The sequence below is a fragment of the Janthinobacterium fluminis genome (genome assembly GCF_028595325.1).
GTDB classification, from domain to species: Bacteria; Pseudomonadota; Gammaproteobacteria; order Burkholderiales; family Burkholderiaceae_D; genus Janthinobacterium; species Janthinobacterium fluminis.
In genome coordinates, this window is record NZ_JAQQXR010000007.1 from 218,943 (window position 1) to 230,598 (window position 11,656).

Below are 11,656 nucleotides of genomic sequence, written 5' to 3' on the forward strand. Positions count from 1 at the left end.
GTAGTCCAATCAAGATTTTCTTAGAGGAAATACTTCATGGATTTCAAGGAATACTCATTCGACCCCGACATACGGGTATGCGTTTACAACGTGGGGGACGAGAATCTGGAATATCATAAACACACCTGCATTTCTGATATAACGTATTGTGCGGCGGGCCGGCTGATACTGGAGTTGCCGGAAATAAATAAATCCTATGTGTTTCATCCAGGTCAAATCATCCAGGTTCCTTACGACACCGTGCACCGCGTGTCGCACTTCTCCAAAACCGAGCAGCATTCGCGCTATGTGCTTGTCCAGATTGGAAAATTCAGTATTGAGTTCATACGCGACGACAGCATTGTTTTCGGCGAGAATAAAATGGATATGCAAGATAAAAGCCTGAATTATTACATTGGCGAAAACCATGAGAATATCAAGCGTATCGCCGCCAGCTTCAAGGCGCAGCGGCCGGAAAACTTATCCGACCAGGAGTACGCGGATGTGTTGGCCGCACTGGCCGCCGTCTGCAATAAGGGCATTCCCCAAGTCCATACAAATGATGTTATTATGCAACAATTAAAAGAGCTGGAGTCTCTTTGATTGCATTGCGCCAATTCCCGGCCACGGCGTTCTGTTTAAATAATGTTAAACGGATGTAGGAAAATATTCCATATGACGAATCAGGGCATATCATGAACATGACAGCTGGTAAAAAAACATCGATTTTGCTGATGGTGTTGCTTTTGTTCGCAACGCAGGCATGCACCGATATATTTTTATCCGGCCTGCCGGTGATGGCAAAAGAATTTGGCGAGCCCATGAGCGTGATGAATTTGACCATCTCCTCATATAATTACAGTCAGGCATTTTTTGTTCTCTTCATCGGCGTCGTCAGCGATTTGCGGGGAAGGCGCTCGACCATTCTCATCTGCTTGCTGCTGCATATTCTTGCGACCATCTGGATCGCACTTTCTTCATCCATCTCTCTCATGATTGTGATGCGGGTCGTGCAAGCTATGGGCAGCGCCGCCGTTTACATCGTGTTGCGCTTGATAATAAAAGACACTATGGATAAGAAGGCGCAAATCCATGCCACGGGCTTGTTGGTGGTGGGCCTGGTGCTGTCGCCAATCTTGGCGCCGGTGGTGGGCGCATGGATCATCAATCTGTCGAACTGGAGAAATTGCTTCTGGGCGATAGCCATTTTTGAGCTTCCCTTGTTCGCCTGGGCCTTGGCGACCATCAAGGAGACGAATAATAAGCAGCAGGAATTCAGGGCGTCGTTCAGTTTTAAAAGCCATTTCCGCAGCTATTACCTGATACTCAAGGATGGCTATTTCTTGAGCCTGGCATTGATTGTCGGCTCCGCCTTTGCCGCATTTTATGCCTTCATCAGCATTTCCAGCTATCTCTACATGGATCAATATGGCATAAAAGACACGAACTACGCCTATGTCTTTATTGGCATAGCATTGTCCTATCTTCTCGGCAACCGCGTCATGAGCAAGCTGAATGCAAATAATTCGCCACCGCAAAAAATAATCGGCATCGGCATCTATGTTTCGCTGCTCGGGACCGCTTTGATACTCGCCGAATTGCTGATCAAGGACAGGCTCGTCACCATAGCGCTGATCACGCTGGGAACTTGCCTGCTGCGGCTGGCGACGGCGCTCATCAATCCGCCTGTGCAAGTGGTGGTCACCAACCACTTCCTTGAAAAGGGTTCGCACGCGCTCGGCTTGCTGACCTGCATACAATACTCATTTGCCGCCATCGGCACCATGGTCGTGTCGGGCTTGCCGTTCCTGCCTAGCGGTAACTTCATGCTCAGCACGTTTGTATTTATCGCGCTGTCATGTGTCGGCTATGTATTCGCCTCCAAGAAAACACTTTCCATGCAGTTGAGCTAAGGAAAGCGCCCGCCAGGCGGCGGGCCGCCGCCACGGTGGTTCGGGACGCTAGCGCTTGAGCACCTTGGCGACGGGCGCGGCGCGCAGCCGGAACGCGTCCGGCATGCCGGCGCCCAGCAGCGGCCGCAGGTACAGGCGGAAGGCGTCGGTGACGTCGGTGCCGCTGGCGCTGATGAATTCGTCCTCCATCACGCGGGTCTTGCCGGCCACGGCGTCCAGTTCCAGCAATTCGTAGTCGACCGAGTAGAAGCCGGTGCGCTTGATGGCCACCGAGCCGCAGCGCCCGCCCCACATGGCGAACTGCACGGCCTTTTCGCCCACTTCGCGGGCCTCGCGCTGGTCGACGTCGGAGACGCAGCCGATGAAGGAGCGCTGCAGATAGCCGAAGGTGTCGCCGCGCACGCGCTTGATGCCCAGCTTCGCCTTGATGGCCTCGCACAGCAGGTCGGCCAGCGCGCCGTTGCCCGACAGTTGCACATTGCCGTGGGCATCGCGCTCGACTTCCTTGGCCAGCAGGCTGGCGATCGGCGTGCCGGCGGCGTCGTGGATGCCCTCGGAGACGGCGACGACGCAGCGGCCGTAGCGGGCATGCACGGCCTTGACGTCGGCGAGGAATTGGTCGAGCACGAAGGTGCGCTCGGGCAGGTAGATCAGGTGCGGGCCGTCGTCGGGGAACTTCTTGCCCAGCGCGGCGGCGGCCGTCAGGAAGCCGGCGTGGCGCCCCATGACGACGCCGACGTAGACGCCGGGCAGGGCGGCGTTGTCCAGGTTGGCGCCGGCGAAGGCTTGGGCGACGAAGCGGGCCGCCGAGGGGAAGCCCGGCGTGTGGTCGTTGCCGACCAGGTCGTTGTCTATGGTTTTGGGGATGTGGATGCAGCGCAGCGGGTAGCCGGCCTGGCGCGCCTGCTCGCTGACGATGCGCACCGTGTCGGACGAATCGTTGCCGCCGATGTAGAAGAAGTGCTCGATCTGGTGGGCGCGCAGCACGTGGTAAATTTCCTGGCAATACGCGGCGTCCGGCTTGTCGCGGGTCGAACCGAGCGCCGACGAGGGCGTCGCCGCCACCAGCTCCAGGTTCTGGCTGGTTTCCTGGGTCAGGTCGACGAAGTCCTCGTTGATGATGCCGCGCACGCCGTAGCGCGCGCCATACACGCGGGTGACGTCGCGGAAGCGGCGCGCCTCCAGCGCCACGCCGGCCAGCGACTGGTTGATGACGGCGGTCGGGCCGCCTCCCTGTGCGACGAGAATTCTTCCGGACGACATGCTGTTCCCCTTGAGTTGGCGAAACCCTAGCGTACCGCGAAAAGGCCGCCGCCGTTAGGGTTTGCCGATGTTGCGCGCCAAAAATTTCTCGACCCGGCCCCAGAAGTCGATGCGGTTTTTCGGCAGCGCCCAGCCATGCCCCTCCTCGTCGTAGACGACCCATTCGACGTCTTTGTTGCCGGCCTTGACGGCGTCGCGGAACTTGTTGCCGTGGTAGAGGGGCACGCGCATGTCGGCCGCGCCGTAGGCCAGCAGCAGCGGCTGCTTGATGCGGGCCGCCTGCAGCAGCGGCGAGGTGGCGGCCAGTTGCGCGGCGTCCTTGACGGGGTCGCCGATCAGGTCCGGCATGCCGTAGCGCTTCCAGCCCTCGGTCATGTCGGAGGTGAAGCTCCAGTGGCCCGTGTACATGAGATTGATGTCGGTGACGCCGACCCAATTGATGCCGCACTGGTATAGCTGTGGGTCGTTGACCAGGCCCATCAACGTGGCATAGCCGCCATAGCTGGCCCCGGCGATGCAGATGCGCTGGGGCGCGGCGATGCCCTGGGCGATCGCCCATTTGGCGCCGTCGGCGATGTCGTCCTGCATTTTCAAGCCCCATTGTTTCCAGCCGGCCCGGTAGTGGCGGGCGCCGAAGCCTGTGCTGCCGCGAAATTCCGGTTGCAGCACGGCGTAGCCGCGCGAGGCGAGAAATTGCACTTCCGCGTCCCAGCCCCAGGAGTGGCCGCGCACATACGGGCCGCCGTGGACCAGCACCACCATCGGCAGGTTCTTCTTGGCGCCGGAACCCGGCAAGGTCAGCCAGGCGGGGATGTCCAGGCCGTCGCGGGCCTTGTAATGCACCAGTTGCTCGCTCCCCATCTGCGCCGGCTGGATCGCCGGGTGGCTGTCGCCGACCTTGTTGAGCGTCTGGTTGGCCGTGTCGAACAGCGCATAGCTGCGCGGCTGGCGGTCCGAGTAGGACTCCACCAGGACGTTCGGCGTGTCCGGCCGGGCCGCCGGCGTGATCAGGTTGATTGTGGCCGGCAACAGCGCGTCGACCTGTTTCTGCAGCGTCTGCATGGCCGGGTCGAACCAGGTCGTCGCCTCGGCGTCCGTCAGGTGGCGCACGCCGAGCAGGCGGCCGTTGTCGGTGATCAGGGAACCGCTGAAATCATAGCCCTGCAGCGACACGAGGGGCGCCGCGCGGATCTTGCCGGCGGCCAGGTCGTAGGGATAGACGGAGGTCTTGTCGTCGTTGCCCCGGCTGAGTACGTAAAACGTGCCGTCCGGACCGAAGGCGAGCGGCGTGAAGTTGGGCTGGCCGCCCTTGTAGGCGTCGAATTCGACCAGCTTGCGCCATTCTCCTGTGGCGGGGTCGCGGTAGTGCACGGCGGAGATATTCTTGTCCAGGGTGGTGGCGATGCGCGGCTCGCCGCGGTGGTCGAGCATCCAGCTACGCGTATTGCCGGGACGCACGATGATGCTGCTCAGACCGGTTTTGGTGTCCAGCCGCAGCAAGTTGACATAGGCGACCTCGAAGCGGGAATCGTAATGGGTGCTCGTGACATAGATGCTATCGCTGTCCTGGGCGCCCAGCTGTTCCATCAGGAAGGTGTGCCAGGGCAACAACTGGCGCCGGCTGGCGCTTGACGGCGTGACGGCGATCTCGCCGCTGCGGTTGGCCAACTGGCGGAAGTCGCTGCCGTCGCGGTTCACCGCATACAGCCCCGGGCCAAAGTCCACGTCGGCCTGGCCGATCTGATTGTCGGTGGAGTCGAACACGAGGCGCTGCTCGCTGATCCAGCGGAAGTCACCGATATCGGCGTCGCGGAACTGGGCCACGACCTGGACGCTGTTGTTGCGCAGGTCGACGACGGCGAGGCGCTCGCGCGTATCCGGCGCGCCGATGCGCACGGCGAGAAATTGCGCCGTCGGCGACAGCGCGGCGCCCGTGAAGACGGGGTTCTCAAAGAAGTGCTCGATGGGCGGCGGCGCGGCCGGCGTTTGCGCGCCGGCGGTGGCGGCGCCGGCCGCGACGGCCAGCAGGAGGGTGCGGAACATGGATGAAATACGGTGCAACATGCGGTCTTTCGCGGCGATAAGTTTATTAAATAGGCAAGCGCCCGCAGATTAGCAGGTCCGGCGCCGCCGCGCCACTATTCCGGGGCGCGGATGTACTCGACCAGGGCGGCGCTGCGCGGCCCCGGCGGCGGCGTCGCCCAGCTCGCCAGGGCGTTGGCCAGCAGGCCGGCCGGCACGCCGAAGATGCCGGCGGAGATGGGCGCGATGCCGAACCACAGGCCGGCCGCGGTGCCGCCCAGCGCCGGGCTGGCATGCAGCATGTAGTACAGGCAGACGAGGCCGCCGGCCAGCATGCCGGCGATGGCGCCCTGGTGGTTGGCGCGGCGCCAGAACACGCCCAGCACCAGGGCCGGGAACAGCGTCGAGGCCGCCAGCGAGAAGGCGACGCCGACCAGCGACAGGATGTCGGCCGGTTTCTGCGAGGCGGCGTAGGCGGCGATGAAGGCCACGGCCAGCAGCAGCAGCTTGGAAATGGTGACCCGCTTCTGCGTCGAGGCGCCCGGGTCGACGACCTTGTAGTAGACGTCGTGCGACAGCGCGTTGGAAATGGCCAGCAGCAGGCCGTCGGCCGTCGACAGGGCCGCCGCCAGGCCGCCGGCCGCCACCAGGCCGGAAATGACATAGGGTAGGCCGGCGATTTCCGGCGTCGCCAGCACCAGCACGTCGGCGTCGATGGCGATCTCGGCCAGTTGCACGACGCCGTCGCGGTTGCTGTCGACGATGCTGATCAGGGGCGTCAGCTTGTCGACGTTGGCCCAGTACGACACCCAGGTCGGCAGTTGCGCGTAGTCGCTGCCGACCAGCGTCGTGTAGATGTCGTATTTGACCAGCACGGCCAGCGCCGGCAGCGTCAGGTAGACCAGCAGGATGAAGAACAGGGTCCAGAACACCGACACCCGGGCTTCATGCACGGACGGCGTCGTGTACGAGCGCATCAAAATGTGCGGCAGCGCCGCCGTGCCCAGCATCAGGCAAAACACCAGGGCCAGGAAATTGTTGCGCTTGGCGTCGGAGGCGGCCCGGTCCGGCGCCGGAAACGGCTGCGCGTGCGGCGTCGCCGGCCGCGCGCGCGCCAGGTTCTGCGCCCGCGCCGCCTGCCACGCCAGGCGCGCCTCGTCGGGGTTTTTCGGGTAGGCGATCAAGGCCCGCTCGGCGCCGCGGATGTCGACCAGCGAGGCGTTGCGCGTCCGCGCGCCGTCGAGCTGGCGCTGGGCCGCCTGGCGGCCCTGTTCCCACGAGGCCGGCAGCGCGGCCAGCTTGGCGTCGAAGGCGGCCGCGCGCTGGCGGAAGATGGCGCGCACCTCGCGCTCCTTGGGGTCCGTCTCGATGGCTTTCTCGCGCACGTCCAGGCGCGGCATGACCTTGCCGTAGGCCAGTTGCGGCAGCGGGTTGTCGGCGTGCTTGACGGCCAGCCACATGGCCGGGATCAGGAAGGCCACCAGGATGATGATGTACTGCGCCACCTGGGTCCAGGTGATGGCGCGCATGCCGCCGAGGAAGGAGCAGACCAGGATGCTGGCCAGGCCGAGGAAGATGCCGACCGAAAAATCGACGCCGGTGAAGCGCGAGGCGATCAGGCCGACCGCGTAGATTTGCGCCACGACATAGGTGAAGGAAACCAGGATGGTGGCGCCGACGGCCATCATGCGCACCGGCGCGCCGCGCCCGCCGGCGCCGCCGCCGTAGCGGGCGGCGAGGAAGTCGGGAATCGTGTACTGGCCGAATTTGCGCAGGTAGGGGGCGATCAGCAGCGCCACCAGGCAGTAGCCGCCGGTCCAGCCCATGACGTAGGCGAGGCCGTCGAAGCCGTGCAGGTAGAGGCCGCCGGCCAGGCTGATGAAACTGGCCGCCGAGATCCAGTCGGCCGCCGTCGCCATGCCGTTGAACATGGCCGGCACGCGCCGCCCGGCCACATAGTATTCGCTGACGTTGGAGGTGCGGCTGAGCACGCCGATGCTGGCGTACAGCACGATGGTGGCGAACATGAACAGGTAGCCGATCCAGATGCGCGGCATGCCCTCCTGCTCCAGCACGGCCAGCGCCAGCAGGAAGGCGGCGAAGCCGGCGCTGAACAAGGCGTAGTAGCGGCGCAGCCGCAGGAAATAGCTGGTCGGGGCGCTCACGGGCGCTCCCCTTCGCGGGCTTGCAAGTCCAGCGCGCGCATGCGCCAGGCGTACACGCCGATGATGGCCAGGTAGGCCAGCGAGGCCCCCTGCGCCGCCAGATAGAAGGACAGCGGCCAGCCGAACAGCGTGAAGCCGGCCAGCTCGCGGGCGAAGAACACGGTGCCGAAGCTGCCGGCGAACCAGACGGCCAGCAGCGCCGCCGTCAAGCGGCGGGTCTGGCGCCAGTAGGCGCCGCGGCGCTGTTCGGGGGTGGCTTTATCCATAGCTCGTTGCGTTGTCGTCGTCGGGGGCCGCGTCCGCCAGCAGCGGGAAGCTCAGGCGGAACAGGCTGCCCGGCCATTTCGGCGGCTGGCCGCGGGGGTTGGGGAAGACGTCGACGTCGGCGCCGTGCTGCTGGGCGATCTCGCGGACGATGGCCAGGCCGAGGCCGCTGCCCTCGGCATTGCTGCCCAGGATGCGGTAAAAGCGCTCGAAGATGTGGGCCCGCTCGGCCGGCGCGATGCCCGGTCCCGTGTCCTCGACCTCCAGCAGCGCCAGGCCGGCCTCGCCGCGCACGCGCACGGTGACGCTGCCGCCGGCCGGCGTGTAGCGCAGCGCGTTGTCGATCAGGTTGGAGAGCAGTTCGCGCAGCATGATGGGCTTGCCGGCGATGGGCACGGGCAGCCCGGCCGGCTCGAAGCCGAGGTCGATGTGCTGCTGGAACGAGGCCGGCACCCAGTCGCGCACCGTGTCGCGCGCCAGCGCGTCGAGGTCGAGCGGCTCGGGGACGGCGCCGGCCTGCGGCTGGTTCTCGGCCCGCGCCAGCGCCAGCAACTGGTTCACCAGCCGCGTCGCCGCCTCGGAACTCTTGGCCAGTTGCTGCAGCGAGCGGTGGATCTCGTCCCGGTCGGTCTGGCGCAGCGCCAGCTCGGACTGCATGCGCATGCCCGCCAGCGGCGTCTTCATCTGGTGGGCGGCGTCCGCGATGAAGCGCTTTTGCATCTCGATCGACAGCGACAGCCGCGCCAGCATGTCGTTGAGCGAGGCCACCAGCGGCGAAATCTCCTCGGGCACCTGGCCCGGGTCGATCGGGCTGAGGTCGTCGGACGGGCGCGCGCGTATCCTTTCCTGCAACTGCGCCAGCGGCGACAGGCCGCGCGCCAGCGCGAACCAGACCAGGGCCAGCACGATGGGCAGGATGATGAACTGCGGCAAAATCACGCCCTTGATGATCTCGTTGGCCAGGCGCGCCCGCTTGTCCAGCGTCTCGGCCACCTGCACCAGGGCGCGGCGCGGCTCGTCGGGGCCGGCCTCGGCCAGCTCCAGGTAGGTGAAGGCGACGCGGATCGGCGTGCCGTGCAGGCTGTCGTTGCGGAACAGCACGGTGCCGCTGCGGAAACGCTCCTCGTCCAGCGGCGGCGCCAGGTCGCGGTCGCCGTCGACGTATTCGCCGCGCCGGCCCAGTATCAGGAAGTAGACGCTGTCGACGTCGTCGGCGCGCAGCATGTCGCGGGCCGAGCCGGGCAGGCGCTTGAGCAGCTTGCCGTCGACCTCGCGCACCTGCTGGGCCAGCACGGTGACGCTGTCCTCCAGCGCGTGGTCGAAGGGCTGGTTGGCGATGGCCTTGGCGACCAGGTAGGTGATGGCGATGCTCATCGGCCACAGCAGCAGCAGCGGCGCCAGCATCCAGTCGAGGATTTCGCCGAACAGCGAATGCTGGATGTTGTCGTCCTGCTCGGCGGCGAACGGCTCGGCCCAGCCGGCGTCGGCGCCGTCCCCGGCCGCTGCGGCGTCGTGTTCGCTCACTTGCCGTCGGTCTTGCCGGCCGGGTCGGCGAATTTTTCCAGGCAGTAGCCGAGGCCGCGCACCGTGACGATGCGCACGCCGCCCACCTCGATCTTCTTGCGCAGCCGGTGCACATACACTTCGATGGCGTTGTTGCTGACCTCCTCGCCCCATTCGCACAGGTGGTCGACCAGTTGCTCCTTCGACACGAGGCGGCCGGTGCGGCCCAGCAGGATTTCCAGCAGGCCCAGCTCGCGCGCCGACAGGTCCAGCATCTGGCCGTCCAGGTGGGCGCTGCGGCCGACCTGGTCGTAGCTGAGCGGGCCGTGCTTGATGACGGCGCCGCCGCCGCCGGCGCCGCGGCGCGTCAGCGCGCGCACGCGCGCCTCCAGCTCGGACAGGGCGAAGGGCTTGGCCATGTAATCGTCGGCGCCCAGGTCGAGGCCGTTGACGCGCTGCTCGATCGAGTCGGCCGCCGTCAAGATCAGCACCGGCAGCAGCGAGGCGCGCGCGCGCAGGCGGCGCAGCACTTCCAGGCCGGACAGCTTGGGCAGGCCCAGGTCGAGTATCAGCAAGTCGAACTCCTGGGTCGACAGGGCGGTGTCGGCCTCCTGGCCGTTTTTGACGCAATCGATGGCGTAGCCGGACTGGCGCAGCGAGCGCGTCAGCCCGTCGGCCAGCACGCTATCATCTTCAGCAAGTAAAATACGCATAAAGGCATCCGACGTCAGAAGTCTGTATTGTGTTGCATTTTGCGCCAGCAGGCGAGTCTTTGTGGCGGCCGGCGCCGCACATTGAGGCATTTCAAAGAATTTCACATCGTGCTTGCAATAACCACTGTTTTTTTATACAGTATCGCTTGTGACGAACTTAACCCACGCGCTAGTTCAGGCTGAAAGAACATTATGGACGATAGAAAAGCTGTAGTACCGGCATCGGAAAAGGCCAAGGCGCTTGCCGCTGCGTTGGCGCAAATTGAAAAGCAGTTTGGCAAAGGCTCCGTAATGCGCATGGACGCCAGCGCGCCGATCGAAGAAGTGCAGGTCGTCTCGACCGGCTCGCTCGGTCTGGACATCGCGCTGGGCGTGGGCGGCTTGCCGCGCGGCCGCGTGGTGGAAATCTACGGCCCCGAGTCGTCGGGCAAGACGACGCTGACGCTGCAAACGATCGCGGAAATGCAAAAACTGGGCGGCACCTGCGCCTTCATCGACGCCGAGCACGCGCTCGACGTCGGCTACGCGCAGAAGCTGGGCGTCAACCTGCATGAACTGCTGATCTCGCAGCCGGACACGGGCGAGCAGGCGCTGGAAATCTGCGACGCGCTGGTGCGCTCGGGCAGCGTCGACCTGGTCGTCATCGACTCCGTGGCGGCGCTGACGCCGCGCGCCGAGATCGAGGGCGACATGGGCGACTCGCTGCCGGGCCTGCAGGCGCGCCTGATGTCGCAGGCGCTGCGCAAGCTGACCGGTTCGATCAACCGCACCAACACCCTGGTCATCTTCATCAACCAGATCCGCATGAAAATCGGCGTCATGTTCGGCAGCCCGGAAACGACGACGGGCGGCAACGCCCTGAAGTTCTACGCCTCCGTGCGCCTGGACATCCGCCGCACCGGCTCGATCAAGTCCGGCGACGAAGTCATCGGCAACGAAACCAAGGTCAAGGTCGTCAAGAACAAGATCGCGCCGCCGTTCAAGGAAGCCCATTTCGACATCCTGTATGGCGAAGGCACGTCGCGCGAAGGCGAAATCCTCGACCTGGGGGCGGACGCGAAAGTGGTCGAGAAGTCCGGTTCGTGGTATAGCTACAACGGCGAACGCATCGGCCAGGGCAAGGACAACGCCCGCAGCTTCCTGAAGGAGCGTCCGGCGCTGGCGCGGGAAATCGAAAACAAGGTGCGCGCCTCGCTGGGCGTGCGCGAGCTGCCGGCCCTGGTTGAAGCCAAGGCCGACAAGGCCGACAAGGCCGAAGCGAAGGCGAAGGCCGCCGAGTAAGCTGGCGGCGGCAGTAATCAGTATGTAAAAAACATCACCGGGCCGCATCCGCAGCCGGTGATGTTTGTTTTTGGGGGCAGGGGGGCGTATGGCGGCACCGCAATTGAGCTTGAAGGGGCGGGCGCTTCGGTTTTTATCGATGCGCGAACACAGCCGGCTGGAACTGGGGCGCAAGCTGGCCCGCTACGCGCAGGAGGGCGACGACGTCGACGCCCTGCTCGACGCGCTGGAGGCGGCCAACTGGCTGTCGCAGGAGCGCTTTTCCGAATCGCTGATCCACCGCCGCGCCGCCCGCTTCGGCAACAGCCGCATCGTCGCCGAGCTGCAAAGCCACGGCGTCGGCGGCGAGGCGCTGCAGGAACTGCGGGCCAGCCTGGCCGAGAACGAGACGGCGCGGGCCTGCGAGGTGTGGCGGCGCAAGTTCGGCGCCGTGGCGGCCGATGCTGAACAGCGCAGCAAGCAAATCCGCTTCCTGATGCAGCGCGGCTTTTCCCAGCGCGCCGTGTACGCGGCCGTCAAGGGCGCCGATCCCGACGAGCAATGAGCCGGCGGC

Annotated in this window: 10 protein-coding genes; 4 read left to right on the forward strand and 6 right to left on the reverse strand. The window is 64.9% G+C overall.

Going from position 1 to position 11,656, the window contains the following annotated elements; translation table 11 throughout:
* Positions 1-36: 36 nt before the first annotated feature.
* Positions 37-582 carry a hypothetical protein gene (locus tag OIK44_RS18610; protein ID WP_273672845.1) on the forward strand — a complete coding sequence of 182 codons (546 nt, stop codon included), beginning with the start codon at positions 37-39 and terminating at the stop codon, positions 580-582.
* 92 nt (positions 583-674) lie between these two features.
* Entirely contained in the window at positions 675-1,892 is a 1,218-nt protein-coding gene (locus tag OIK44_RS18615) for an MFS transporter (protein WP_273672847.1), read from the forward strand.
* Positions 1,893-1,940: 48 nt separating this feature from the next.
* On the opposite strand, the gene OIK44_RS18620 is transcribed toward OIK44_RS18615, so the two are convergent.
* The 6 genes from OIK44_RS18620 to OIK44_RS18645 form a co-directional block, all read right to left on the reverse strand.
* The gene (locus OIK44_RS18620) at positions 1,941-3,155 is read right to left on the reverse strand and encodes a 6-phosphofructokinase (protein WP_273672849.1); all 1,215 of its coding nucleotides are present in this window, start codon (positions 3,153-3,155) and stop codon (positions 1,941-1,943) included.
* 54 nt (positions 3,156-3,209) lie between these two features.
* Entirely contained in the window at positions 3,210-5,198 is a 1,989-nt protein-coding gene (locus OIK44_RS18625; protein ID WP_273672852.1) for an alpha/beta hydrolase family protein, read from the reverse strand.
* Between the two features lie 95 nt (positions 5,199-5,293).
* On the reverse strand, positions 5,294-7,342 hold the full coding sequence (locus OIK44_RS18630; RefSeq protein WP_273672854.1) for a sodium:solute symporter family protein: 2,049 nt from the start codon (positions 7,340-7,342) through the stop codon (positions 5,294-5,296).
* A complete protein-coding gene (locus tag OIK44_RS18635; protein ID WP_273672856.1) occupies positions 7,339-7,608 on the reverse strand; it encodes a DUF4212 domain-containing protein in 270 nt (89 codons plus the stop codon). The genes OIK44_RS18630 and OIK44_RS18635 overlap by 4 nt, the downstream gene beginning before the upstream one ends.
* A complete protein-coding gene (locus OIK44_RS18640; RefSeq protein WP_273672857.1) occupies positions 7,601-9,130 on the reverse strand; it encodes a sensor histidine kinase N-terminal domain-containing protein in 1,530 nt (509 codons plus the stop codon). Before OIK44_RS18640 ends, OIK44_RS18635 begins: the two co-directional genes overlap by 8 nt.
* Positions 9,127-9,822 carry a response regulator gene (locus tag OIK44_RS18645; protein ID WP_273672859.1) on the reverse strand — a complete coding sequence of 232 codons (696 nt, stop codon included), beginning with the start codon at positions 9,820-9,822 and terminating at the stop codon, positions 9,127-9,129. The genes OIK44_RS18640 and OIK44_RS18645 overlap by 4 nt, the downstream gene beginning before the upstream one ends.
* Positions 9,823-10,014: 192 nt before the next feature.
* Between OIK44_RS18645 and recA the strand changes: the two genes are divergently transcribed.
* Positions 10,015-11,103: a recombinase RecA gene (gene recA / locus OIK44_RS18650; RefSeq protein WP_273672861.1), complete on the forward strand. Its 1,089-nt coding sequence runs from the start codon at positions 10,015-10,017 to the stop codon at positions 11,101-11,103.
* Positions 11,104-11,191: 88 nt separating this feature from the next.
* Complete coding sequence (recX, locus tag OIK44_RS18655) at positions 11,192-11,647, forward strand: recombination regulator RecX (RefSeq protein ID WP_273672862.1); 456 nt, start codon at positions 11,192-11,194, stop codon at positions 11,645-11,647.
* Positions 11,648-11,656: the final 9 nt, after the last annotated feature.

What these genes read in the sequence shown, in the direction of transcription:
- OIK44_RS18610 (WP_273672845.1), top strand. Translation starts at nt 37, where the DNA reads ATGGATTTCAAGGAATACTCATTCGACCCCGACATACGGGTATGCGTT.
- OIK44_RS18615 (WP_273672847.1), top strand. Translation starts at nt 675, where the DNA reads ATGAACATGACAGCTGGTAAAAAAACATCGATTTTGCTGATGGTGTTG.
- OIK44_RS18620 (WP_273672849.1), bottom strand. Translation starts at nt 3,155, where the DNA reads ATGTCGTCCGGAAGAATTCTCGTCGCACAGGGAGGCGGCCCGACCGCC.
- OIK44_RS18625 (WP_273672852.1), bottom strand. Translation starts at nt 5,198, where the DNA reads ATGTTCCGCACCCTCCTGCTGGCCGTCGCGGCCGGCGCCGCCACCGCC.
- OIK44_RS18635 (WP_273672856.1), bottom strand. Translation starts at nt 7,608, where the DNA reads ATGGATAAAGCCACCCCCGAACAGCGCCGCGGCGCCTACTGGCGCCAG.
- OIK44_RS18645 (WP_273672859.1), bottom strand. Translation starts at nt 9,822, where the DNA reads ATGCGTATTTTACTTGCTGAAGATGATAGCGTGCTGGCCGACGGGCTG.
- recA (WP_273672861.1), top strand. Translation starts at nt 10,015, where the DNA reads ATGGACGATAGAAAAGCTGTAGTACCGGCATCGGAAAAGGCCAAGGCG.
- recX (WP_273672862.1), top strand. Translation starts at nt 11,192, where the DNA reads ATGGCGGCACCGCAATTGAGCTTGAAGGGGCGGGCGCTTCGGTTTTTA.